Genomic DNA, 25,908 nt, shown 5'->3' on the forward strand with positions numbered 1-25,908 from the left:
ACAAATGGTGTTTTGAAATTAGATCATGCCAAATTCACTGCCCACTCTCTTCAGCGCTTCAAGCGCAAATGCCAAGTCCTCCGCTGTATGCTGAGCCGTCACAATCAAACGAACACGCCCTCGCTCCAGTGCGACTGTCGGGTATACAATGCCTTGAGCACATATCCCCTCTTCCAATAATCGCTGTGAAAATGCCATTGTACGAGCTGGGTCGCCAACGATGATTGGAATAATCGGTGTCTGGCTCTCACCCGTATCGAACCCCGCCTGCTGCAAAGACGTACGGAATGAATTCGCATTGCTCCACAACCGCTCTGTCAGCTCCGGTTCATGCTGCAGAACATCAATCGCGGCAAGACAAGTTGCAGCGACAGATGGAGGCAACGACGTGCTGAACAAGAACGAACGCGCCGTGTGAGTCAAGTAATCCTTTAGCACTTGAGAGCTTGCTACATAGCCTCCAACTGCGCCGATTGCCTTCGATAAGGTTCCTACCTGAATATGCACCCGTCCGTGCAATCCAAAGTGATCCGTGGAGCCTTTGCCGCATTTGCCAAGCACGCCGCTTGCATGTGCATCATCGACATAGACGAGCGCATCATAACGTTCTGCAAGTTCTACAATGCTAGGCAGCGGAGCTATATCGCCATCCATACTGAATACGCCGTCCGTCACAACAATTCGCTGGCGGAATGAGCCTGATGCCTTCAACACCTCTTCAAGCTGATTCATATCTTTATGGGCATATATTTTCTTATTTGTTTTTGTCAGTCGGATGCCATCGATAATACTTGCATGATTCAGCTCATCACTAATAACCACATCATCTGGACCAAGAATAGAAGATAGCACTCCTTGGTTTGTCGTGAATCCGGATTGGAATACAAGCGTCGCTTCTGTCCCCTTGAATTCTGCTAAGCGCCGCTCCAGCCTGTCGTGAATGTCGAGTGTTCCTGTAATGGTGCGAACAGAGCCTGCCCCAACCCCATAAGCTTCAATAGCTTCAATAGCGGCTTGCTTGAGCGCTGGGTGCTTCGTCAATCCCAAATAATTGTTCGAGGACATTTGCAGAACGCGCCGTCCATTCTGCAAGGTCATCCAGGAATCGGAGCCTCCCTCCCATATAGAGAGCGGGCGATAGCGACCTTCCTCCTTCAGGCTGTTCAATTGTCCTTCAATCACTTCAAACCCTGCCATTTTGCCAACCTCCTAAATTTGATATTACAGTACATTTCATTTACGCCAGTTATAGCGCTTGATCCACGTCGTGGGAAAACACAATTTTTCCGCATTTGCCGGAAGCCATCAACTCAAACGCCTCTTCATATTGATCAAGCCGGAAATGATGTGTAACGAGCGGCTCCAAATTCAAACGGCCACGACTCAACAGTCCCTTAATTTGATACCAGGTATCGAACATGCGCCGTCCTGTAATGCCTTCAATATGCAGACCTTTGAAAATGATATCCCGTGCCAGGTCGAATGGCACTTCCTCCGTAGGTATGCCTAGCAGCGATACGCGCGCTGCCTGTGCAGCCGCTTTCAAAGCATCGCGAATCGCTCCAGGATGACCTGACATTTCAAGCACAACCTCGACGCCTTCTCCGCCTGTATGCTGCATCAAGCTCTCCACCATCGGCTCTTCCGCACTATTAATGACAACATCGGCTCCCATTGCCTTTGCCATTTCCAAGCGATACGAATTAATGTCAACGGCAAATACCGTTCCACTGCCGCACGCCTTCGCCACCGCAATCGCCATCATTCCAATCGGACCAACGCCGATAACTGCAACACTCTTGCCGACAATGTCCCCGGATAACGCTGCCTGTACCGCATTGCCAAGCGGATCTTGCAGGCAAGCGATATGCGGAGGTAGGTTTGGATCATTATGGATGACATTACTGTCCCGTACGACCGCATATTCTGCGAAGCAGCCCGGGATCGTAATGCCGAAGCTGCGCGTATTCGCGCATACGTGCGCATTGCCTGTTCGACATGCCTTGCACATTCCACAGACCACATGCCCCTCGCCAGACACGTAATCCCCTGGCTTCACATTTGTCACTTCACTGCCGACAGCAGTGACGATTCCCGCAAATTCATGTCCAAATACATTAGGTGTAACGACCGTGCGAGCTGCCCAATCATCCCACTTGTAGATATGGACGTCCGTTCCGCATATCGATGAGGCCTTCACTCGAACAAGCACATCATGGGGGCCATAAGTAGGTATAGGCACCTCTTTTAGAACTGCCCCAGGCTTGCGCTCCGCCTTTACTAATCCGATCATCGTTTGGGTCATAAACTGATTGCCCCTTCCTCGATTTTTTCTTACAATAGAAGCAGTAAATATTTCTAACATTTTCCTGTATAATATATTATACGTTTGTGCGTTATATTGTACATGGTGATTTGTATGATTTTGGAACGGATTGGATGGACAACCAGAGAGGAGTATCCCATGTCAGAACCGATACATAAGAAAATCGGCAAGAATCTACAAGAAATACGCAAATCACGGGGCCTTAGCCTTGATCAAGTATCCGAAATGAGTGGAGTCAGCAAGGGCATGCTGGGGCAAATCGAGCGCGGAGAATCCAATCCGACCATATCTGTATTATGGAAAATTGTGAATGGACTCCGTATTTCATTTGCAACTTTAATGGAAGAGTCAACACCGAATGTCACTGTTGTGCACATGGACGAAACGACGCCCCTTGTGGAGGAGGATGGGGATTACCGCGCATATCCAATTTTCCCGTTCGAGCAGGATAAAGGATTTGAAGTATACAGCGTCGTCATCGAGCCGGGCTGCAGCTATACTTCCGAACCGCATTACGAGGGTGTCGATGAATTCATCATGGTCATGAATGGACAGCTTCAAGTCGGCATTGGCGGGAACACGTATATCCTCGAACCGAATATGGCGCTCCGTTTCACCGCGAACGAAAGTCATACATACACCAATAATACGGATGAAGTAATCCGCTATATCACACTGCTTCATTACCCTACCGTGAGCAAATAATCGAGACCGGGCATAGGGCTTGGTCTCCTTTTTAATTGTCAGCTATTTTATGGATATGTGGACAATTGCACTTTCCTTTGCACCCGCCTCATCATCTATTAGTACTAAAACAATAGAAGGTGGGATTGTCATTGTCTCGATATGTAATCATTAATGCTGACGACCTCGGTCTATCGAACAGCGTGAATCGCGGTATCTTGGAAGCTCACCGGCTTGGAACAGTCAGCAGTGCGTCCTTAATGATCAACACTCCTGGCTTCCTCGATGCTGTGTCCATTGCTCGCTCTACCCCCTCACTCGGAGTGGGACTGCACTGCAATTTAACCTATGGCTCGCCTGTTACCGATCCAGCTCTTATCCCTTCTCTCGTACGAGAGGACGGCTCCTTCCACGGCATGCTGGATGATTGGACTGAGCAAGATATCTCACTTGAACTCGACAATCAGTATCAGCGCATGGTACAGCATGGTCTTCATCCTACCCATATTGATTCGCACCACCATATCCATTTCTATAGTCAAGGCGTATACGCATGGGTCAAACGCCTGGCTCAACAGGAGCAGCTTCCTGTGCGTGTGCACCCTAGTAGGCCAGATCACGAACTTCCATGGGTTGCGGACACGCTAATGATGCACACATTTAGCAAAGACACAGGTGTATCCCTGCTCTTGAAGCTGGTGAACAATGCCCCGCAAGGAATCACGGAGATTCTATGCCACCCTGGATATGTGGATGACGATGTTAGGCGCTTATCGACGTGGACGACAGCGAGAGAAGAGGAATTGCAGGTCTTCCTCGATCCCCAAATTGCCGCCCACCTTGCGAGCCTGCACAAGCGCGGTGCTCTTCACTTGGTCCATTATGGACAGCTGCCAACCATTCGCACCCATGGCGATCTTCGATATTGGACTGATGCATCTATGTCTATCCCTACTGCTAAGGAGAGTGCTGCTCCAGTTCACTACCCACGTAAACGCAGAACCGCTTCCTCCACTTCCATACGGACTCGCAAATACGGTAAAAAAAGAAAACGTAGAACCGCGCGCTCCGGTGCCAGACTTACTCAACGCAGCAGTAGACGTATCAATAAGCGCATCAATAGACGTCTCCGCAAACGTCCTCTTAGAGGAGGCGTGCTTGCCAAGAAGCGTGTACGAAGCAAAACATCTTGGCAAAATCGTCGAATCTCCAAGAGAAAAAAATCTGCGTAATTCCTATCAGGCATAAGTCTCCATGATAATCAGCGGAAATAAAAAAATGAATCCTCCCTAATTGGAGGATTCATCGCTTATCTCGATTACAGTCGCGAAGCACTCGTGCACAGCCATCAACAAACTGCTGCTGTACAGCTGCATTCCCTTGCTGCCCCCCGAAGAAAAGCAAATTGCATGCAGTTATAAATTGATCTAGCGGTTCCTTATCACGCTCCAAGTCTTGATGTTCTGTATGGCGTGTCGGATTGCTTGCAGATGGAATACGAGTTCTGGCAGCTTGCCCAGCATACTCATTCCATGTCATTCCACATGGCTTAGCACCGTATTTGCGCTCGACAAGCGACCAAGCGATACGCCCCATTTCCTGTACGCGACTCATACGGAAGCTGTGCTGCTGCGCATGCACCAGTCGGCGAAGTTTGCGCTGCATCGCATTGCGCTGCATCGCCCATTTCATAGTGAGCAATAGAAACACGATAAAGATCACGCCGCCAAATAGGAGAACTGGCATTTGTGTAACCGCCTTGCGGACAAGGGATAGCAACGCTGTACCAATCCCACTGTGGGAAGCCTCGCTTGTCCATTCCTCGGGAATACGCTGAAGCGTATACCATTCCTGCTCAATATGGGTACGAGTGGCCTGTACTCTAGCGTCCCACCATTGTGCGATCTTGTTTCCGAACTGACGAACCGCGCCCCAACCCTCTCCAGTCTTCTCGGCTGCTGCATCGTCCAACATCGCGACAACCTCTGGTGGCGTACGGTACCCGGCTTGTTCTGATGCAGCAGTAGATAATCCGCCCGTACCTTCGCTTATGGGAGTAGAAGCCGTAATGACGTCAGGATTCGAAGCAGCCACAGAGCCTCCTGGTACGCCTATAGGCGGAGTCGCTTCAAACGGCACCCATCCTATGGAGGCGAAATACACCTCAACCCAGGAATGAGCATCCGTCCCTCGAATTGTGTAATGTCCAGGCGAATCAGCTTCTCCCGGAGCGAACCCCTTCACCCAGCGGGCTGGAATGCCCTGAGTGCGAAGCAGCACGGCCATTGATGTCGAGAAATGATTGCAATACCCCTTCCTCGAGTCGAACAGAAAATAATCAACAAAATCCCTTCCGGCTGGCGGGACGGTTGTGTCCGACTTGGTATACATGTATTCCTGCTGCAAAAACTGCTGCACCCTCCGAACCTTGTCATATTGACTGTCCGCCCCAGCTGTAATGCGTTTACCTAGCTCACGAACGCGATTCGGAAGCGCCTCTGGCAGCTGCAATCCCGCCGCACGTATATCATCCGGCCAAGTCTTCTCCGGTGCTGATTGAAGCAGTTCTGTCTGAAAACGAAACACCCTTGTCTCATACTGATAGGTTAAAGGAATCCCCGTCGTATCCGATATGCCGATGTCAGCTCCATACCGTTCAGATAGAGAATTATAACGGACGAAATACTGTGAAGGAACTTCATTCCCAGCCTCTTCTGCATTAGCATTAGGAACCCAAGAGGTTATCCGCTCAGGAACCCCTCCGAACAGCAAGGGATACTTCGGCTTGAACCCCTTCCATATAATCGTCTGTTGAAAAGGTTCCGACCACCCTTCATGCCCACCCGTTTGGTCTAATTTCAAAGAGCTTGACAGTTCAATTTTCTCTTCTCCCTTTTGTGGGCTCGTCCAGCCCCTCCCCGTATAGATGGATTTGCTCTCTCCCCGCCAATACGTAGGCTCAGGAGATATCGCGGTGAACCATTCCTCATTATTGTCAAGCAATGGACGCCCCAGCTCAGAGTCGTCTGTGCTATAGCCTGTTACCATCATCGATGTACGGACTTGATCCTGCCCCTCTACAGCCGATCCGTTATTCCCGCCCTTGCTTACCCTGCCTCGTTCCGCCAAATCATTTGGTTGTAATGACTGCGTCAATGCTTCGAACGATGCCAGCGGCATTGGCTTCGGCCATGCATACACCTGCCTGATTCCTTCAGCAATCCCAACCACGGCTAAGGACAGCAGCAAGGCGCACAACAACCAGCTAAATGGCCAATGTCCAATGCGTGAGCGTTCTGTATCAGATTCCAACTGTTCATCCAAATACAGCCACGCTGACAAGAGCAACCCCCAGCCAACCGATCGCGCGATCGATCCCGTTATTTCGATACCGAATCCCAATTCGAATCCGAATAAATAAACAATTGTTGACACCGTAAAAAAGAGCACCGTCCTGCGGCTTAACATAAGCGATTGAATCGATGACGCCAGCATCGCCCAACCGATGAGAAGCAGCAGTGTCCGCAATTCACCACTTGTGTTCATCCAATGGCCATCCATCCAGCCATTGATATCTGCGCGCAGTGCGGTACCGATTCTGCCTAAGCCTGTCAACAAAGAACGGATAAACCCTTCACCCATTAGCCAGGAATCTGACGCATGGGGAAGTACTCGAACGGAGCCGAACATCCAAGCGGTCGTTCCAATCGCCACCACCCCATACAGAACCACAGACAGTGCAGTATGGTGAACAATCAAGCCAAGAAGCAAATATATCGCCACCGCAGCGAGAAATGGGCGAACATCGCTCAAGTCAATATTGCGTCCCACCTCTTGCAGGGGATAGAACCACTCCGCGAACAAGGCGAAAAGCAGTACAGTAAATCCAGCTGCCTTCCAACGCATCAACCAGGTAAGCTTGCTGCTTGGATCCGCAGACGTATGCAGCGGTTGCGATTTAACCTTGTGCTGTCGTCCAACTGTCGGTAGATACACGATACTCACCTCGGTTCTCACTATCGTTCATTCGGTCACTGCCTCTCACTCCGACTCGCTCACTTGCTGCCGCCGAGACACTCGCATTCGCTGTGTTCTGGCTGCCCACAATTCTAGTCGCTGATGGCTCGAATCGGTGGATCTCGTCAGCATTCAGCCATTGATCCACTTGGTGAAGCCCTGTAAAATGCTGTGCAGCCCCCCACTTCTGGGAGTGTCTGTCCCAACTTACAACGGCAAGCCTTCTAGAGACTGCTGCATTTGCATGCACCATCGAAGGAGCTCCCTCTTCATAGTTCCAACGGTGTTCTACACGCTTGCCCAGCTGCTCGGCAGCGAGTGCGATAATAGCATTCCGAGCACCATGCACACTAGCTCCATCACTGATCCAGAATAAGCGAACGGTATGTCCCGCTTCCATCTTCTGTCTTACAAGGGCTGCTGCCGCAGAAACCGTTGCTTCCATCTGTTGCAAGAGCTTCGTTTTCTTTTGCAAGTCACCCATACTTGCCTTCGCGCTCGATTTCTTATTCGCAGTTGTTTTGGTATTTGTACTTTTGTTTGTGTTTTTATTTATGTTCGTATTTGTTTTTGAGTTCATGTTCGTCGTATGCTGAGTCAGCTCATTCCGCCACCCTGTATCATCCACTGCAATATCCCATTGTTCGAGTTGTCCCGCTTCAGGAACACGAACTGCAAGCAATCGGCGCTTCGCATACATTCTCCAGTCAATAGATCTCCATTGATCTCCGGCACGGTACGTTCGAAGCTCAGCACTTCGCATCCCACTCTTCACTGCTGTGCACGGCTCGCCCCCTTCTCCATATAAGGATGGGGAGAACAGCTCTGAGTCTAGTTGTCGCTCAGTCGTCCCAAAGATGCTTGTGTCCTCAGGGCCTCCCAAGCTTTCCGTAATTTCCATTGCATATTGCTCGTTAGCCGACCCATTTCCTGTGCTGAGATCAGGCGCCATAATACATACAGGCGCATTCTCTTCACTCGGACAGATGATTACATTGTGCTTGAACCAACCGAATACATCCCCATACTGAAGCTCAATGCGGGTAAGCTCATATACACCTCGCGGAGCCCCTGCAAAGGATGAGGTAAAAGTAAGAGATTGGCGGCGGCGAGGAAATAGAAGTCGTCGACACATCCACGCCCCTCCTTCCCCTCCTGTACGAGTCCAGAACTCTGTCACTCGCAGCCACAATACGGGAAACGGACGCTTCATTGTCATGGTGACGAGAAATACCATGTTCCTGTTCTCATTGCGCTGCGGAATAATCGGTTGGTGTACAGTCTGCACCGAGCGTAGCCTGCTTCCTATCCAATAAGAACGGGCGCTGCTAAGCAACATGACACCCAATATGGCTGCCAGGAAGCAGACTGCAGCACTTTCCCGTTGAAACCCGATCCACGCCAGCGCCAAGCAGCCGATAGCTGTGAATAGATGTCTTAGCGCTTGCTTCATTGATAATCTCCTCCGAACCATATGCGCTTCCCTTCTTGGCGTGAGTTCGTCTGCTCTCCTTGAACAGATGGGAACTGCACATCCCTTGCATGTGTACGATAAGTGGAAGCTTGTCTAGTCCTTCCAGCCAGACTCGTAGAGGCTGACGAACCACCTCCGCTCGTCCCCTTCTTGCCTGCAGAACCTGATGGGAATCCGGGTACAGCTGTGTGACCCAGCACCTCCAACACAATTTCCTCAGCCACAATGCCTGCTCGTATGGCATGGTTGTGGAGCTGCAGCCGATGCGCCAATACATAGACTGCAACAGCCTTCACATCGTCCGGCACGGCATAAGTTCGTCCCTCTACCCAAGCATGTGCCTGTGCTGCGCGCATCAACGCAAGCGTTCCCCGGGGACTGACCCCGAGCGCTACCGATTCATGAGTACGAGTCGCCAGCGCCAGATCCGCCATATAGCGGCACAGTGCTTCATCTACATGCACCATATGCACGCGCCGCACGAGTAAGCGCCATTCCTCTGGAGTCCATAATGGCTTAACACGCAACAATGGATGCTCTTCTCGCTGGCGGAGCAGCATATCTGCCTCATGTTCAGCATGCGGATATCCAATAGATAATCGCATCATGAAACGATCTGCTTCCGCCTCCGGCATCCGATACGTACCTTCGAAATACTGCGGATTCTGAGTACCGATCAGCATAAATGGATCTGGAAGTGGACGCGTCATGCCGTCCACGGTCACCATCCGCTCCTCCATCGCTTCAAGCAGAGCTGACTGCGTCCTAGCAGGGGCTCGGTTCAACTCATCAGCGAGCACTACATTCGCCTGGAGTGCTCCTTCGCTGTAGCGCAGCTCACCGCTGCTTGGCTCCCAAACCATACTGCCCGTAATATCAGCAGGCATCATATCCGGGGTCATCTGAATACGACGGAAGGCCCCCCCTGTCACTCGCGCCATGGCACGTGCCAGTACCGTCTTCCCAACCCCAGGCACATCCTCAAGTAGAATATGTCCCCCGCTTATCATCGCAAGCCCCGCCATCGTAATCACTTCTCTCTTGCCCACAATGACCTGCTCCATACGTTCCAGATAAGCAATCCAGCCCCGCTGCGCGAACTCGGCCAGCCACACATCTGTATCCCGCTGGGGACGCTGTCCACCACTAACACTCCATTCATTCGTCATGCGATTCCCTCCCTATCAACTCTGAACGGTGTATATCATTTTTAACTTTCTTTTCTGTGCAATTCATAGACAACAACATGACAAAAAAAGCCCGGAACGATTCCCGCGTGCCTCTGCACGTCCTGTAATCGTCCCGGGCCGTTCTATATACCAGTGTCGCCCAAGCTATTTGTTTTCAAACCTATCAATTTTGCATTCTCTTATCCATAGCAGGTACATTTTCATCATACATCTACTCTTTATTCCAACTACTCTTGCTTCTCTATTGGTTTAAGCGGGGACAGCATATAACTAGTCATCTTTACACCGAATGCATCCAACACTTGCCTTAATGGCACCCATGTTACATACTTCTCGGTCACAATACGAAGAGGCTGCACCTTCACCTCACCGTCCTCTCCTGATTGACCAATCAACTCCATCTTGCCCGCTCGTACATCAATGCCAACCAAACTATTGTTCCACTCAATATCTACCCGTTCCAATTCTGTATTCCATTTCACGGTACCGTTCAATCGCTCCACCAGCATACGAAGCGGAACATAGGTAAGATCCTGATAACTCATGAACTGATCCGGCGCAAATTCAAGTTCGCCTTGCTCCGTCGCAATCGTCAGTTGTCTGTCCAGCTTCACTGGTTCAGCAGGCTTCTGATTCGTCTTCGGATCCGGTGTGCCGCCTGCGGTTGTGTCTGGCTTCTGATCTGGCTTTTGACCCGGCTTCTGTGCCTTATCATTGCTCACTGTCTGAATCGGCTTCACGTTGGCCTCTATCCATGCTTTACTTACGGAGGTTCTCGACCAGCGCTGCTTGGCAGCCAGCTTGAACTGCACAGGTTTCACATAAGAAGAGAGCACATCAAAGGTATACCCCTTCGTTTTGTAGTAGCGAATAATTTCCGGCAGTGCCTTCACCGTCTCGCCATGTCCCACCCCATCATGCATGAGCACGACGGTTGAAGGAAGCAGAGCACCGTCTTTGACGCCTTGAACAATCTCCTTCGCAGGAACACCGCGCCGCTTCGAGTCGTTGCTGTCTACATGCCAGTCATAGACGAGATAGCCTGCTTGATTCATCAAATCGAAATACTGCTTGTCGAAGTTCAAAAATGTACCGCCTGGAGCACGAACAAGTTCTGGCTCATAGCCTACGATCTTCTTAATAACCTCGCCTGTACGCTTGATTTGACTCCAGAATTTACGAAAATCACTGTACAGCTCTGAATAATCATGATTATAACTATGATTGCCTAATGCATGGCCTTCATTTACAATTCGCTCCACTAGCTTGGGGTTCCGTTCTGCTTGCTGACCTAATACGAAGAACGTGCCCTTCACTTTCTCCTGCTGCAAAATATCGAGTACTTCTTTCGTATGTACACTTGGTCCGTCGTCGAATGTCAGATACACGACCTTATCCGGCTTATTGGCAGGGACTTCAGACTTGCTCTTGCTGCTTACTAGAACCAGTGCAGCCGCAGGCTCAACACCAACCTGTTGCCCTGCAATCAGTGAAGAAACAGCCGCTGACAACACAGAAGTCTGATCTCCGACCCCCACCAGTGTATGTGAACTAGATTCATGCCTATCCACCTCATGCCCTGACGAAGCATAAGCGATATGCTCCGTTGGCGTCTGTCCATCTACGAACGTCAACGTTCCAATCAGAACAAGCAAGGCGCATAGCGCCGTAATCATTACCGATTTCAACTTGTCATTCATCATTATCATCGTCTCCTTCTTCCCTCTCGTAGTGCAGTCAATCGTGGGCTTGTCCTTGTTTCTATTACCCTATTGCTAGATTATATGGCGGAAATAAAAAAAGATGACACCGAATGGGTGCCACCTTCATTTCATTGCGGCTACTCCTTGATCATACGATTTCATCCGTTGAATAACAACATTTTCCTATTCAAAAAAAGGCGACATCGATTGGATGTCACCTTTTCCTCGTTGCTGCTAATACGAGCATATGTAAGTCTTCAACGCAAACTCTCTTAAACGCAATAATCCACTTACTCTCACAACTCAGATCATCGATTTAGAACAGGTACCATGTCTTTCTTCCAATGTGCACTGGAATACAATCCCAGCATCAGCATCCACAGCATAATCTCGCTCCCGCCTGCTCCGAGCAAAGGAAGTCCCCCACCATTAATGGGAATGATCCCAATAATCCCCCCGATATACAACAAGCTCTGAACCCCCATCATTCCGCTCACCCACATACCAATTCCTCTTGCAAACGGATCACGGAATAGCAGCGCTGAATTGTACATCGTAACGATGATAACACCAAGGCAGATTATCAATACAAGACCTCCTGCCCATCCAAACATATGCACCATGGTCACAGTCAAATTTTCGCTATAGGCGTAAGGAAGGAGTCTGCTAATATCTTCAACTCCGTTCCCGAACCATCCTGCTTCGCGAAATAACTGCTGTGCTATTTTTTGCGTGTAAGCCCCGTCCCCATTACCCCAGAAGCCTTCAAACCAATCTCCAAATCTGCGATTGGCCATAAAGCGCAGACTCTCTATGAACCAATAGCAGATTCCGCCTGTTAGGAGTGTCACACCGGCCGCAATCGCCATGTTCTTCCTCTCCACTCCTGCCAGCTTGAGCACGATTATTCCTCCGACAAGATAAGTGGACACTTGAAGCAGATTCCCATTTACAAGAAATACAATGATCGGCAGTATAAAAAGAACCATTTTCTGGAGAATAGAGCGATACGGATTCTCCGGTTTTCTGTTCCACATCGAATACAAAGATAAGAGGTATAGATACGGACTCATATAAATGATATCGATAGGAATGCCATCAAGGATAGGAATTCCCTTAAGCCCAAATTGAGGGTACCCATTTATGATGTACACGGGAAAAAACACAGTATACACATTTAAACACAACGTAATGCCATATATCCATGCTGCTTCTTGTTGCAATTTCAGATAACCTACCCAAAATGCAAACAAGAAAGCCACCACCCCTGGTACTAGACGCCATGCATAGCCCTCGGCAGATAAGCGATAAATATCTTGAGGATTCCCAGCTTGCACAGCGAACAATCCAAGTACACAAATGGCAATCCACACCAACACGGAAATCCATAGCTTCCAAGGCGCCTTAGGACGATGCACCTGATTGAACTGCGCCGCCACAACCGAAGGCTCTCCCATATTGCGAACCGCCTGCTGCGCAGCCGATGATTCATCCATGCCTTGATCCATCCCATACTCGATCTCGTTCAATAGATGATCCTGCAGTTCTGCCCGAATTTCGTTGTGCATGTGCTTGGCCTTCACGTGAGCTAGAACCTCACCCACAAATTTTTCAAGGATCGAGTCATGCTGCGTGACTCTTGATTCCTGATCACTTCGCATCCTTATACCTCCCCCAGCACCTGATCGAGCGAACGACGGAATAAGCGCCATTCTTGCGTCTTCTCTTGCAGAAGCTTGCGCCCCTGATCCGTAATTCGGTAGTATTTGCGGGCTCTGCCGTTTGCCTCATTCCAATAAGCTTCCACCTCGCCTTTACTTTCGAGTGCATGAAGAATTGGATACAGCGTCCCTTCCTTCAGAGCGAACAATCCCGAAGACGCGGCTTCCAATCGCTTGGACAACTCGTAGCCATACATTTCTTCCTTCTCCAGCATGGACAAGATAAGCATAGCCGTACTGCCTTTTAATAGTTCCTTGCTAACCTTAGGCTGCATGATATCGATTATCCCTCCCACATCTATTTAATACCTAGATATACTATATATCGTAAATCTAGGTATTGGCAAGTATAGGAACAAGGACAGGAATATGAGTATTAACTTTCAGCCGTTCCGTGCTGCATCCAAAATAATACTTGCCATCTCAACAACGTATCTGGTACTATATTCCTCGCTCTCTTTTTATTCATTTCACCTAGCATCACTAGTATGGCACGCCGCAATACGAGAAGATGACGGAGGTGGAGAATGCTCTTTTTTACTTTGGCTCGCAAAAAGTATCTCAGTAATTTGCAATACCGCAGTGCCCATATGGTGCACAACATCGCCAGCTTCATGTTCGGATTTATCTACATTTCGATCTGGACAGGGATTGGCGAAGGAAGGCCGCTTGGCGAGTATGGCTTGAATGGCATCGTAAGCTACGTCGCTTTCAACCAAGCCAGCTTGTGGGTTGCTGCCTTTCTAACGAATGGACTTGGCATCCAGCAGTCCGTCCGAACCGGACAGATCGCCCTTGATCTCGTTCGTCCCGTTCATCTGTTCTATCAGCTGATGAGCAAGGAATGGGGGCAAATTGCCTACCAGTTCGTGTACAAGTTTTTACCGATCTACATTTTATATTTCTTCGTAATGCCGCTTCACGTCCCCTCTACGATTATCACTTACGTGTGGACCGCTGTAGCTTTGACGCTGGCCGCGTACATTTCAATATGCCTGAACTATCTGATCGGAGCCGCTGCGCTCTGGACAACAGAATCAGTCTGGCTGTACTGGGTCAATTATGCGTTCAGCATGCTGCTGTCGGGCTTTCTCATTCCAATCGAATGGCTGCCATCTTGGCTTGCCGACATTAGCCGTGCCTCATTCTATCCGTTCTTGCATTATGTCCCAACTCGAATCTATCTCGGCATGGAATCCCCGTCCGCGCTGTTAGGTTCGCTGATGTGGTGCATCGTATTCACCGCCGCATGTCTCGCCGTTACCGGGATTATGCGACGCAAGGTGGAGGTGCAGGGCGGATGAAGTGGATTCGTATGTATGTGCTGCTTGTTCGCGCAAGTATTCGCAGCCGCATGCAGTACAAGTTTAATTTCTGGTTCTCTACGCTAATGGCGGCCGTTATCAGTGTCGTCGAATTTCTTATGCTTGCAGTCATTTTGCTGAAGTTCGGCCATATTCAAGGCTGGAGCTTGGCGGAGGCTGGATATTTGTATGCTATCTTATCCTTGTCCAAGGCAATATACCGAATGATTGCTTCGGACGTGCACCACTTGGAGAACTATCTGGTTAACGGAGCTCTTGATAGTCTGCTCCTGCGTCCTGTCCCTGTACTGCTGGCACTGATGTCACAGAATTTCTCCATTAGGCTCGGAGAGTTCATCCAAGGAACCGCGATATTGACTATCAGCATGAATGTTATGATGCGCAGCGGACAGATTGGATGGACTGCCATACCGCTCACGATATTTGTCATCTTATCGGGTGCCGTCCTGCTGTTTGCCATTGGATTGTTAACCGCATCGGCCGGCTTTTGGGTAACCCGTATCGAGGAATTGCAGAACATTACGGAGGATGCTGCTCGTACGGCAGCGCAATACCCAATGACCATTTATCCGAAATGGATGCAAGGAGTGCTGCTTAGCATCATTCCCGTCGGGTTCGCGAACTATATTCCTTCGCTCTTCATCTTGCGTCATCAATCCGGCATATGGCTAATTGGTCTGTCCACCGCGATTACGGCCGTCGTGTTCCTGATTGCCCTGCGCGTGTGGAAGATTGGGATTTCCCGTTATCAGAGCACAGGGAGCTAAGCTGATGTCCATATTGAGCTCAATGCAGAGCCCGATATGGAACTCGATATGTAGTTCGGTTTGAAGTTCGATCAGCAGCTTGATATGAAACTAGGTATAGAGCCGACTGTAATAGCGGCACAATTAACCTGAAAAAGCAACAGGCAACACACGTAACGAACGGAATTAAAGGGGGATACTCGTGATTACCGTAACCGATTTACATAAACGTTTCGTCCGGCCCGCCCCGAAGGAAGGTGCCTTCAAGGGCATACGCTCCCTGTTCTCTCGCGACAAGATTGTGAAGGAAGCTGTTCAGGGCATCAGCTTCACGATCAATAGCGGTGAATTTGTCGGATATATCGGGCCGAATGGCGCAGGCAAGTCTACGACAATTAAGATGCTGTCCGGTATTCTACATCCGACATCTGGCGACGTGCGGATATTTGGACTAAGTCCTTATAAGGCGCGTCGGCAGGTAACCCGCCGGCTTGGTGTCCTCTTCGGACAGCGCACTCAACTATGGTGGGATCTCCCAACGCGAGATTCCTATGATATTCTGTCCGCTATGTATGGGCTCGATCCTGCAGAGAAGCAGAAGCGCATCAAGCAGCTGACCGAACTGCTTGAGATGGACGAATTTATGAATACACCTGTACGTCAGCTCTCGCTCGGGCAGCGAATGCGCGCCGATATTGCGGCCGCGCTGCTGCATGATCCGGACATTCTGTTCCTCGATGAGCCAACAATTGGCCTCGACGTCATCGCCAAGAAGAATATTCGCCATTTCCTGAAGACGATTAATCAGGAGCTTGGCAAGACGATCCTACTGACAACGCATGACATGGACGATATCGAACAGCTATGCAATCGCGTTATCGTCATTAATCATGGCAAGCTCGGCTTCGACGGCACAATCGACGACCTGCGCAAGCGCATCGGCTTGCCGACCGTCATCTCGGTTACCTATCGAAGTGAATGCCAAATACCTGACCACTCTAATAGCGTGCCAAGCTCGCTTCGTATCCGTGAGTTAAACAATCAAACTCTGACCGTGGAATGCAATCGCGAGGAGCTGAGTGCCATGGAAGCACTCCGTATCTTGGGTCAATTCGGTGAAGTGGAAGACGTCCATATGGAAGAACCGGATTTCGAGGATGTTATCCACCGTGTGTACTAGACATATGGCACGATTAAATAAATGGTTACCCCAGCAGGCAATGTTGACATCGGGTGTACCATTTTACTTTGAACTTGCATGAAAAAAGACGCTTCCGTTCCACTAACCCAGTGGTTTTGGAGGCGTCTTTTCCTTCCTTGCGGGTCTGATTCATTGGTGTCTCCCCTGATAAGGACAGCCCGTTCTATATAGATGAAGCGACGTTATACGAGCTCGCGTACCGCTTCCAGCACTTCATTCGTATGTCCCTTCACCTTGACGCTCCGCCATTCCTTGATGAGCTTGCCTTCTTCATCAATGAGGAAGGTCGAGCGAACAATGCCGTAATATTCGCGGCCGTACATCTTCTTAAGCTGCCATACTCCGAACAGATCCGCTACTTCATGCTCCGTGTCAGACAGCAGCGTGAATGGCAGGCTGTGCTTCTCAATAAATTTGGTATGCGACTTGATCGGATCTGGGCTAATGCCAAGCACGACAACGCCATGTTTCTCAAAGTCTCCATGATAATCACGGAAATCACATGACTCCTGTGTGCAGCCTGGCGTCATATCCTTCGGATAGAAATAAATCACAACTTTCTTGCCCCGGTAGTCGCTCAGCTTCACGTCCTGTCCGGTAGATGCCGGCAGCGTAAAATCAGGGATAACTTGTCCAAGTTCAACTTGCGTGGATTGAGTCATTCGTATGAGGCTCCTTCCCAGCAGCCAAGACTGCCGTTCTATTGCATTAAGCTTATCATCCCCCACTCTTTTTTTCAAAAACGACGAGGCTTAGATTCTAATTCTCTCCCCATTGTATAAAAAAATCGCCTTCCAAACCCATTGCTGGCTTGGAAGGCGACAACCTATTCGATTATGATCCTGCCCCGCGGTATCGCTTAACACCGATGTTCCACAGCGTTAATCCAAGGGCGAAGAAGATAACTCCTACAACCGGAGTCAGGAGCGCCATCTGCTGCAATCCTTTGCCCTCCATGAAGTAAGAGGCAGGTATGATGCCCACAAATGCGAACGGCAGAATCCATGTGAGCAGCACTTGAATGAACCGATTGTAGATCGTTAGCGGATAACGACCGTAGCTCTGAATGTTCCACACGAGCGGCAGAATGCCTGTCGGCGCATCCGAATAGAATGAAATCGATGTTAGTGCAGAATAAATGCCGAAGTACAGCATCACCGATCCGATCAGCATCACAAACAGCATGAGCAGCTCCATGATGCCGAAGTCGAGACCAAGCCTGTTCCAGCAAATGCCCATCATGATTGCACCGACGATAGATCCGATAATGGAGGGGGGATCTACATTTTCAAGGAGAATCTGAAATAGATTATGCGCTGGACGCGTCAATATCCGGTCCATTTCCCCTTTTACGATATATCGCTCACTGAACCCCCACAGATTGAAGAAGCAGCTGAATATGCCATATGGAATCATGAAATAGCCATAGACGAACACCATCTCATCACGCGTCCAGCCAGCCAATGTTGGCGTATGCATGAAGACGATGAAGATGAAGATTAAATTCGTGACCTGAAAAAGTAGATCCGATGCGATCTCTATCCAGAAGTCTGCACGATAGGTAAGGCGTGTTTTAATATAGTTTTTCAAATACTCACTAACAAGTCCGAAGTAATACATCGTGATCAACCTCCCTGCACGAACAAGCGTCTGCGCGCGGAACGCCACAGCAGCACAATTGGAATAACAAGCACTACCGCCCACAGCAATTGGATGCCGAGCGCCGCCCACACTTGATCGCCCACCACTCTGCCTGTAAATACAGAGCTCGGCAAATACGTGATCGCTTGGAATGGCAGCCATTCATTCAACGCGAGCAGCCAACCTGGGAAGAAGCTGATCGGTACAATAACACCAGAGAACAAATCGACGACAACCCGCTTCATACGAATCATGCCCTCATTATTTTCAATGAAAAAGGCCGTCAATCCTGTCAGCATATTCAACTGCGAATTGATCAGGAAGCTCATGAACAGCATGACGCCGAATACCGCCCACTGCTTCGGATCTTGCGGAAGTTTCACCGGGAAAAGAACGCATGCGATAACCATACCCGGCCCCATGAAGAGCAGCAGCCGGAACAAGCCTTCGCCGAACGCCTGCATCAGCTTGACGAATAGGTAGTTGTAAGGCCGAATAAATTGGATCGCTACGCTGCCATCTCGAATTTCCATGGCAATATCACGATCCATGTTGTTGAAGTAAAAGGCACGCGCCATCCAAGATACCGCGATGTAGGTCGTCATCTGGTCAGCCGTAAAGCCTGCAAGTGTTCCTTGTCCGCCGTAGATCGCTTGCCAGGTGAAATAATACACGCCAATGTTGAGCGTATAGATGAGAATGCCGGAATAGTAATTAACACGGTAAGCCAGCATCAACAGGAAGCGAATGCGGATAAATTCTAGATATGCGCTAGCCATGAGTCACCGCTTCCTTCTCTTCCTTCTCCTTGTCGTTCTCTTCTTTGTGCTCAAGGTCTTCTATCTTCGACTCTTGCGCCTGCACGACCAAGAGAGGACTCAGTCCTTCCGGCTTCTCCGCCGTGCCCGCCTTGTAAATCTCACGAACGATATCGTCGGTATTTGTCTCAATAATGCTCAAATCCGATATCGACGCACCGCCTACTACTCGCCCTATGACATCCGATACATTCGTGGCAAATGGCACAAGAACTCCCGCTTCATAAGGAGATTCAACTGTCCATTCCACATCAAGGCCGGACGTAAGCGCCTCAACATCACCTGCTCGCATAGGCTTCGCAAATTGGAAACGGACCTCTCGTCCCTTGCCCCACGTCGACTTGAGCGTGTCCAATCCGCCGTCATAAATAATGCGTCCATCATCGAGCATAATGACACGCGTACATAGAGCTTCGATATCCTGCAAATCGTGAGTAGTCAGCAAAATCGTTGTTCCATGCTCTGCATTCAGCTGCTTCAGGAACTCGCGAATTTCCGTCTTCACGACAATGTCGAGTCCAATCGTTGGTTCATCCAGAAATAGCACAGAAGGACGGTGCAGCAGAGATGCCACCAATTCACAGCGCATGCGCTGTCCAAGACTCAGCTTCCGTACCGGGCGGTTCAGCAGCTCCTGCAAGGCAAGACGCTCAACCAGCTCATCCAGCCGCTGCTTGAAATCATGTTCAGAGACGCGATACACTTTGCGCAGCAGCCGGAAGGATTCAATTACGCCGATATCCCACCACAGCTGGCTGCGCTGCCCGAAGACAACGCCGATGCCCTGCACGAACTTCTCTCTTTCCTTATGCGGGATAAATCCGTTCACACGAATATCACCGGAGGTTGGCACAAGAATCCCGGTCAGCATCTTGATTGTCGTTGACTTGCCTGCACCATTCTCCCCAATATATCCGCATATTTCCCCTTGTGGGATCGTGAAGGAGATATCCTTCACTGCCATTACTTCGTTATATTCCCGCTTGAATAAATCAAGGAGTGCTCCCTTCAGTCCATCGCGATTTTTCTGTACCTGGAACGTTTTGCGTAAATCCCGCACGTCAATAGCGTTCATATATACTTCTGTCACCCTTTCCCTGGTCACCGACCCGTTACGCGGGTACAAGTCATTCAATTGATTCGATTCTGTAAAAATTCTATAATTGATTAGACAAGATGCGGAGCATTTGCCCATAACCTTTACTATAGCACGTAGGTCGACTTGAAAGAATGCTGAATGCACCGGATTCGACATCATGACTCTCGCCGCTTTGCCGCCGGATGCGGAAAGGACGATCCATATGTTGAAAAAGTATTGGAAGCATGCCCTTATTTCTGTTTGTGTATTCCTTCTGGCTGGTGCCGGTTATTATATGTGGTCCATGTACAGCAGCTTGGACAGTCTGCAGAAGCCGCCCGAAGCCTCTCGCTTCACCCCCGTCGTACATCGCGTGCCAGAGAAGGTCGACATAGAGCCTCCCAAATGGCAGGGAGAAGAGAGAGTCAACATATTACTGCTGGGCGGAGACTCTCGCGGACTGGAAGCTAACGAAGTCCCACGGTCAGACTCTATTCTGCTCGCCTCCTTCGATCCGAAGACGAAGCGCGCCAACTTATTCTCCCTCTTGCGGGATACATACGTTGACATCCCTGGCTTTGGCAAGGATCGCCTCAATGCGGCGCTCGCCTATGGCGGACCGGAGCTGGCTATGAAGACTGCAAGCGACTTGACAGGACTGGACATTCAATATTATGTGTATACAGACTTCGTCGGATTTATCAAGTTGATTGACGCGCTGGGCGGCGTGGAATTTGAAGTGGAGAAGGATATGAAATATACGAGCAAGGCAGATAAGCATCAATACGATATTGATTTAAAAAAAGGAAAGCAGCTGCTAAATGGCGAAACGGCGCTTATGTACGCCCGCTTCCGCTATGATGCGATGTCCGATTATGCTCGCACCCAGCGGCAGCGCGATCTGCTCGGAGCATTAGCCAACAAGCTCAAATCAACCTGGAACCTGCTGCAGCTCCCCTCTCTTATCAGGGAAGTGTCGCCCTATGTCGAGACAAACTTATCAGCCGATGACATCGTGAAGCTGGCCGCGCTTGGCTACGACAGCTCGATTGGGCAGAGTCATCAGCTCCCGCCGATGGACAATGTCACCGATGCACGAGTGAACAACGCTGCCGTGCTCCGGGTTATTGACGACGATAAGCTGAAGCAATACATTCAAAAAGCTTTGGAAGTGAATGTCACGCAATCCGTATCTGAAACTAATTCACAATAAAGGGGATTTATCTACATGACTACGAATCGCAACCGTTCTGCACAACTGTACGAAGAAGCGCTTCAACATATCGTCGGTGGGGTCAACAGCCCTTCCCGCTCATTCAAAGCGGTCGGCGGCGGTGCCCCCGTCTTCATGGAACGCGCACAAGGCGCTTACTTCTGGGACGTAGACGGCAACCGCTATGTTGACTACTTGGCTGCTTATGGCCCTATCATTACAGGTCATGCCCATCCGCATGTAACGAAGGCTATCGTTCGCGCGGCACAGAACGGCACCCTGTACGGCACGCCAACCGAGCTTGAAATCAAACTGGCTCGCATGTTGAAGGAAGCTGTTCCGTCTATGGATAAAGTTCGCTTCGTCAACTCAGGCACCGAGGCGGTTATGACGACAATCCGCGTGGCCCGAGCTTATACGAAGCGCACGAAGGTTATCAAATTCGCCGGATGCTACCATGGTCATTCGGATCTCGTGCTCGTTGCAGCTGGTTCTGGCCCTTCTACGCTTGGTATTCCGGACAGCGCAGGGATTCCATCCAGCATTGCTAACGAAGTAATCACCGTTCCATTCAACGATCTGGACAGCTTGAAGGAAGCACTGGAGCATTGGGGAGACGATGTGGCAGCCGTGATGGTTGAGCCAATCGTCGGCAACTTCGGCATGGTTATGCCTGCGGAAGGCTTCCTTGAAGGCTTGTGCAAGCTCGCTCGCGAATACGGGGCACTCGTTATCTATGATGAGGTCATCAGCGCATTCCGATTCCATTATGGTTCGGCGCAAACTTACCGCGCCTTCCCTGACTTTGCAGCAATTGAGCCAGACTTGACAGCGATGGGCAAAATCATTGGCGGCGGCCTGCCGATCGGCGCCTATGGCGGACGCAAGCATATCATGGAACAAGTTGCTCCGCTCGGCCCTGCATACCAAGCAGGCACAATGGCAGGCAACCCTGCTTCAATCTCAGCCGGCATTGCGTGCTTGGAGGTTCTGCAAGCAGAGGGCGTATACGAGCAAATGGAGGAGCTGGCAATCCGCTTGACGAACGGCATTCAAGAAGGCGCTGACCGTTATGGCGTGCCGCTTACGATCAACCGCATTCGCGGCTCCTTCTCGACGCACTTCTGTGATCATCCGGTCACGAATTATGCAGAAGCACAAGAGACGGATACCGAAGCGTTCGGCGCATTCTTCCGTCATATGCTCGACCAAGGCATCTGCCTTGCGCCTTCGAAGTACGAGGCATGGTTCCTGACTACCGAGCATACCGCGGAGGACATCGAGCGTACGATTGAAGCTGCGCATGAAGCGTTCCGCCGTATGAGAGGCTAGTTGTACGAAGAGACGAGTAGCTGAGCCTGTTTTCTAAAAAAGAAACGTTATGTACAGTACAGCGCCCCTCCCTATGTGATAAACATAGGACGGGGCGCTTATTATTTATCATCTTGCTGTGGGACTTTCACGGCGAATCCGGCTCGCTTGATACGCATCGTACGCTTCCTTTACCCATGTAAACAAATACGCGCTTCCGCCGTGATCAGGGTGCAGCACCCGGAGCAGCTTGCGAGACTGCTTCCTCACTTGCTTCGCATCCGCTTCTTCAGGGACACCAATTAACGTATGAAAGGTCAAATCCTTATCCTTACCGGCAGAGGGTGCGTTCACCGATGAACGCGAACTATCCCCATAGGTTCGGTTGTATGTATTTCTCTCGTGAGACGCCTCTTCCTCCCATGCGGCCAGCTCCCGCTGCCATGATGAAAGCACATGCTCCAGCTCATTTTCATCTGTAGGAAGCATGACCTGCCAGAAGTCGTACTCCATTTGCCTCATTCGCTGTTCAAGCTGGTCCATAACATCATTCCGAGCAATTAGTACAGCCTTCACACGCTCCGCTTTGCGAAAGAGCTGAAGAATTTGCCGGGTCGCCCATTCCGGTATCTCGGTGGCAAAGGCATGCAGCACCTTAGACATTTCCTGATCACGAACATGAAAGTCCTGAAGGAACTCCATTAGCCATTCCTGTTGGATTACACTCAGGCTGGAGCCGATCTGAACGGCAAACTGAAGCTTAATGCCGCCGTTCTTCAGCTTAGCAGACCAAGACTCTGTCAACTGCTCTAATGCATTCACGATGGAAATCAAATAAGGATCAGTAACTTCAATAGCTTCATTACTTTCATTATTTTCATTACATTCGATCCCGACTGATGTCTCAGCCCCGACATCCTTTTGATCAACCTTCCGCTTCATCATCATTCTCCTTTCCCCAGCAAGCTGCAACCACGCTAAATCCATTCATGCTCAGATGCCTGTATCCTTACATTCCGGTTCAGACAATTCACACAGTTCCCCTGGATCCGGCTCAGCGATACGGAACATACATCTCGTGTCACCTTCCACAATACTTTCTGTCCGGTCAACATCCGCTTGAAGCACCGCGGCAAACATCGACTGCTCGCATCTGCAAGGAGAACCGAATTGAACCGCAACTTGGGAGATCGGGCAGTTGGCCTCTTCCAGCCAATAGCTGCCATCCTCACATCTTCCCCATCTAACCATGTAGCCTTCCTTGTCCTGTAATGCTGCTAATGCACAGATTCTCTCCTCTAAGCTTGCTTGATTCAATAACGGAGCATATCGCTTCTCCAACTTCTGCCTGCGATAATGGAATAGCTGCTCCACCGTATCTTCACCGGATCGCTCCTGCAATTGCTCAAGAATATCGATGATCAGCGCATCATATGCACTGACGAACAACATGCTTGCCTTGTCAGCCAGACTATACTCATAGGTAGGTCTTCCTAGCTGCTGACGAATCAGATGAGCATGTACATACCCGCCCTTTTGCAGCGCATATAAATGCCTGCGAACAGCTATAGCCGTCAGTTGAAGATGTCCCGCGATAGCTGGCACCCCGACTGTTCCTTGCTGCCTCAAAAACAATAAAATATTCCGACGGGCTGGATGATTAATCATATTGGCTTGCTGCGTAATCGTCATCGTCCAGCCTCCCTAACTCGAAGGTGCTGCTGGTCTATCATTTTCCTTTGTCCCAATTCCACCATCTCCTTATCCTTCGGTCTGGAACAGCGGTTTGAGTTCCTATGGATGCACGTATAGTATAGAAAACATTTTGCCTTGGATCAACTTTGTTTCCGCAAACAATTATACCCCCTGCTTTAATGCCCTCTTTTTTGACATACGAAAAAAACCAGCGGAATAAATCCGCTGGCTTTCTGCCTTGCCATCATGCCTATGTGACAGTGCCTATTGAACACTGCTTACAGCTTTTTAATTTCTTCCTTCAAGAGCTCGGACTGCGTTCCGAATACAACTTGAACGTTACCCTTGCCAAGCTTCATGACGCCAGCTGCACCGAGGGACTTCAGACCAGCTTCATCCACTACGGAATCATCCTTCAGCGTCAAGCGAAGGCGCGTGATGCAGGCCTCATTGACAATGATGTTGTCTTTGCCGCCAATCATCCCCAGCACTTTCACAGCCTTCTCTTGCAGTGTTGCATTGCCGCCGCCAGCTTCAGTCTTGGCGCCTTCGCCTTCAACGTCATCTTCACGTCCAGGCGTCTTCAGGTTCAATACCTTGATGAGGACGCGGAACAAGACGTAGTAGACAACGAAGTATACAAGACCTACAGGGATAAGCATCAGTGGCTTAGTCGCAAGCGGGAAGTTCAACACATAGTCGATAAATCCTGCCGAGAAGCCGAATCCAAGGCGTACGCCGAGCGTTGCCATGACGAAGCCGGAAATACCAGCCAAGATTGCGTGAACGACGAACAATACAGGCGCTACGAACATGAACGCGAATTCAATCGGTTCTGTAATACCTGTCAAGAAGGATGCAATCGCGGTTCCGACGAAGAGCGATGCAACCGCCTTGCGCTTCTCTGGCTTCGCTGTATGAATAATAGCGAGCGCAGCACCCGGAAGCGCGAACATCATGATCGGGAAGTAACCTGTCATAAATCCGCCAGCTGTCATGTCGCCATGGAAGAAGCGAGCGATATCGCCGCGCCATACTTCGCCAGCTGCGTCCGTGAATGTTCCAAGCTGGAACCAAGGAATTGCATTCAATACATGGTGCAAACCAAACGGAATGAGAAGTCGGTTCGCTGTCAGGTACACCCCGGAACCAACCGCACCAAGCGATACGATCCAGTTGCCGAAGGAATCAAGCGCTGTTTGGACTGGACCCCAGACGATACCGAATGGAATCGCAATCAAGATCATCGTAGCTGAAGTGACAATCGGCACGAAGCGTTTGCCGCCGAAGAAGCCGAGCCAATCTGGAACCTTGATATTATGATATTTGTTGTACATGAAGGCTGCAATGGAACCAGCCAAGATACCTCCGATAACCCCCATGTCCAGCTTCATATCAGCTGGAATGAATGTAAAGGCTGCCGGAATCTTTGTCAGCACTTTCAGCAAAATCATATGTGCGATAACTGCTGCCAGAACAGCAACCGCGTCTGCGGCAAAGCCTATCGCAACCCCGATTGCGAACAATAGTGCTAGGTTATCAAAAATTGCAGATCCGCCTGCATCAAGGAATGGGGCGATGTATTGGTTCAAGAACCCGCCGACCGTATCCCCCAAGTGAAAATCTTTCACATAGTCAATTTGACCGAAGCGAAGCAGAATCGCCGCCGCCGGCAGAGTTGCAACCGGAAGCATCAATGCACGACCAATTTTTTGCAAAAAGGCTAGCATATGTCGTTCCTCCTTGTGGTGAATAAGTAAAGTAT

The 25,908-nt window shown here is 49.9% G+C and carries 22 protein-coding genes; 7 read left to right on the plus strand and 15 right to left on the minus strand.

Features of this window, described 5'->3' with window-relative positions:
• Nucleotides 1–18 precede the first annotated feature (18 nt).
• Nucleotides 19–1,197: a glycine C-acetyltransferase gene (locus PBN151_RS20635; protein ID WP_072730514.1), complete on the minus strand. Its 1,179-nt coding sequence runs from the start codon at nucleotides 1,195–1,197 to the stop codon at nucleotides 19–21.
• A 49-nt stretch (nucleotides 1,198–1,246) separates the two neighbouring features.
• A complete protein-coding gene (gene tdh / locus PBN151_RS20640) occupies nucleotides 1,247–2,305 on the minus strand; it encodes an L-threonine 3-dehydrogenase (RefSeq protein ID WP_072730515.1) in 1,059 nt (352 codons plus the stop codon).
• Nucleotides 2,306–2,464: 159 nt separating this feature from the next.
• Between tdh and PBN151_RS20645 the strand changes: the two genes are divergently transcribed.
• Complete coding sequence (locus PBN151_RS20645) at nucleotides 2,465–3,031, plus strand: helix-turn-helix domain-containing protein (RefSeq protein ID WP_072730516.1); 567 nt, start codon at nucleotides 2,465–2,467, stop codon at nucleotides 3,029–3,031.
• Nucleotides 3,032–3,162: 131 nt separating this feature from the next.
• A complete protein-coding gene (locus PBN151_RS20650) occupies nucleotides 3,163–4,242 on the plus strand; it encodes a ChbG/HpnK family deacetylase (protein WP_072730517.1) in 1,080 nt (359 codons plus the stop codon).
• 70 nt (nucleotides 4,243–4,312) lie between these two features.
• Here the strand turns inward: PBN151_RS20650 and PBN151_RS20655 are convergent, their stop codons facing one another.
• The 6 genes from PBN151_RS20655 to PBN151_RS20680 all read right to left on the minus strand — a co-directional run bounded on the left by PBN151_RS20655 (nucleotide 4,313) and on the right by PBN151_RS20680 (nucleotide 13,390).
• Nucleotides 4,313–7,015: a transglutaminase-like domain-containing protein gene (locus PBN151_RS20655; RefSeq protein WP_227774898.1), complete on the minus strand. Its 2,703-nt coding sequence runs from the start codon at nucleotides 7,013–7,015 to the stop codon at nucleotides 4,313–4,315.
• Nucleotides 6,969–8,480 (minus strand): DUF58 domain-containing protein, encoded by a 1,512-nt coding sequence (locus PBN151_RS20660; protein ID WP_072730519.1) that lies wholly within the window; start codon nucleotides 8,478–8,480, stop codon nucleotides 6,969–6,971. Before PBN151_RS20660 ends, PBN151_RS20655 begins: the two co-directional genes overlap by 47 nt.
• Nucleotides 8,477–9,670 (minus strand): AAA family ATPase, encoded by a 1,194-nt coding sequence (locus PBN151_RS20665; RefSeq protein ID WP_072730520.1) that lies wholly within the window; start codon nucleotides 9,668–9,670, stop codon nucleotides 8,477–8,479. The genes PBN151_RS20660 and PBN151_RS20665 overlap by 4 nt, the downstream gene beginning before the upstream one ends.
• Nucleotides 9,671–9,918: 248 nt before the next feature.
• Entirely contained in the window at nucleotides 9,919–11,394 is a 1,476-nt protein-coding gene (locus tag PBN151_RS20670; protein ID WP_072730521.1) for a polysaccharide deacetylase family protein, read from the minus strand.
• Nucleotides 11,395–11,702: 308 nt separating this feature from the next.
• Nucleotides 11,703–13,055, minus strand: a complete 1,353-nt coding sequence (locus PBN151_RS20675; protein WP_072730522.1) for an FtsW/RodA/SpoVE family cell cycle protein — start codon at nucleotides 13,053–13,055, stop codon at nucleotides 11,703–11,705.
• A 2-nt stretch (nucleotides 13,056–13,057) separates the two neighbouring features.
• Nucleotides 13,058–13,390 (minus strand): PadR family transcriptional regulator, encoded by a 333-nt coding sequence (locus PBN151_RS20680; protein ID WP_021252232.1) that lies wholly within the window; start codon nucleotides 13,388–13,390, stop codon nucleotides 13,058–13,060.
• 252 nt (nucleotides 13,391–13,642) lie between these two features.
• Here PBN151_RS20680 and PBN151_RS20685 point away from each other — a divergent pair, with 252 nt between their 5' ends.
• From PBN151_RS20685 to PBN151_RS20695, 3 genes are all read left to right on the plus strand, one after another.
• Nucleotides 13,643–14,419: an ABC transporter permease gene (locus PBN151_RS20685; protein ID WP_021252233.1), complete on the plus strand. Its 777-nt coding sequence runs from the start codon at nucleotides 13,643–13,645 to the stop codon at nucleotides 14,417–14,419.
• On the plus strand, nucleotides 14,416–15,207 hold the full coding sequence (locus PBN151_RS20690) for an ABC transporter permease (RefSeq protein WP_072730523.1): 792 nt from the start codon (nucleotides 14,416–14,418) through the stop codon (nucleotides 15,205–15,207). Before PBN151_RS20685 ends, PBN151_RS20690 begins: the two co-directional genes overlap by 4 nt.
• A 181-nt stretch (nucleotides 15,208–15,388) precedes the next feature.
• Entirely contained in the window at nucleotides 15,389–16,366 is a 978-nt protein-coding gene (locus PBN151_RS20695) for an ABC transporter ATP-binding protein (protein ID WP_072730524.1), read from the plus strand.
• A gap of 203 nt (nucleotides 16,367–16,569) precedes the next feature.
• Here the strand turns inward: PBN151_RS20695 and bcp are convergent, their stop codons facing one another.
• The 4 genes from bcp to PBN151_RS20715 form a co-directional block, all read right to left on the minus strand.
• A complete protein-coding gene (gene bcp, locus PBN151_RS20700; protein ID WP_072730525.1) occupies nucleotides 16,570–17,049 on the minus strand; it encodes a thioredoxin-dependent thiol peroxidase in 480 nt (159 codons plus the stop codon).
• Nucleotides 17,050–17,221: 172 nt separating this feature from the next.
• On the minus strand, nucleotides 17,222–18,007 hold the full coding sequence (locus PBN151_RS20705; protein ID WP_021252237.1) for an ABC transporter permease: 786 nt from the start codon (nucleotides 18,005–18,007) through the stop codon (nucleotides 17,222–17,224).
• Between the two features lie 5 nt (nucleotides 18,008–18,012).
• Nucleotides 18,013–18,807: an ABC transporter permease gene (locus PBN151_RS20710; protein ID WP_072730526.1), complete on the minus strand. Its 795-nt coding sequence runs from the start codon at nucleotides 18,805–18,807 to the stop codon at nucleotides 18,013–18,015.
• Entirely contained in the window at nucleotides 18,800–19,921 is a 1,122-nt protein-coding gene (locus PBN151_RS20715) for an ABC transporter ATP-binding protein (protein ID WP_072730614.1), read from the minus strand. Before PBN151_RS20715 ends, PBN151_RS20710 begins: the two co-directional genes overlap by 8 nt.
• Nucleotides 19,922–20,102: 181 nt before the next feature.
• On the opposite strand from PBN151_RS20715, the gene PBN151_RS20720 reads away from it, so the two are divergent.
• Both PBN151_RS20720 and PBN151_RS20725 read left to right on the plus strand, forming a co-directional pair.
• Nucleotides 20,103–21,137, plus strand: a complete 1,035-nt coding sequence (locus tag PBN151_RS20720) for an LCP family protein (protein ID WP_072730527.1) — start codon at nucleotides 20,103–20,105, stop codon at nucleotides 21,135–21,137.
• A gap of 15 nt (nucleotides 21,138–21,152) precedes the next feature.
• Nucleotides 21,153–22,469, plus strand: a complete 1,317-nt coding sequence (locus tag PBN151_RS20725) for a glutamate-1-semialdehyde 2,1-aminomutase (protein ID WP_021252241.1) — start codon at nucleotides 21,153–21,155, stop codon at nucleotides 22,467–22,469.
• Between the two features lie 108 nt (nucleotides 22,470–22,577).
• Here the strand turns inward: PBN151_RS20725 and PBN151_RS20730 are convergent, their stop codons facing one another.
• From PBN151_RS20730 to PBN151_RS20740, 3 genes are all read right to left on the minus strand, one after another.
• Nucleotides 22,578–23,435, minus strand: a complete 858-nt coding sequence (locus PBN151_RS20730) for a J domain-containing protein (RefSeq protein WP_227774900.1) — start codon at nucleotides 23,433–23,435, stop codon at nucleotides 22,578–22,580.
• Nucleotides 23,436–23,441: 6 nt separating this feature from the next.
• On the minus strand, nucleotides 23,442–24,140 hold the full coding sequence (locus PBN151_RS20735; protein WP_072730529.1) for a helix-turn-helix transcriptional regulator: 699 nt from the start codon (nucleotides 24,138–24,140) through the stop codon (nucleotides 23,442–23,444).
• A 281-nt stretch (nucleotides 24,141–24,421) separates the two neighbouring features.
• Nucleotides 24,422–25,873 carry a PTS transporter subunit EIIC gene (locus PBN151_RS20740; RefSeq protein WP_072730530.1) on the minus strand — a complete coding sequence of 484 codons (1,452 nt, stop codon included), beginning with the start codon at nucleotides 25,871–25,873 and terminating at the stop codon, nucleotides 24,422–24,424.
• Between the last annotated feature and the right edge of the window lie 35 nt (nucleotides 25,874–25,908).

This window comes from Paenibacillus sp. NAIST15-1 (genome assembly GCF_001894745.1).
Lineage (GTDB): Bacteria > Bacillota > Bacilli > Paenibacillales > Paenibacillaceae > Paenibacillus_B > Paenibacillus_B suaedae.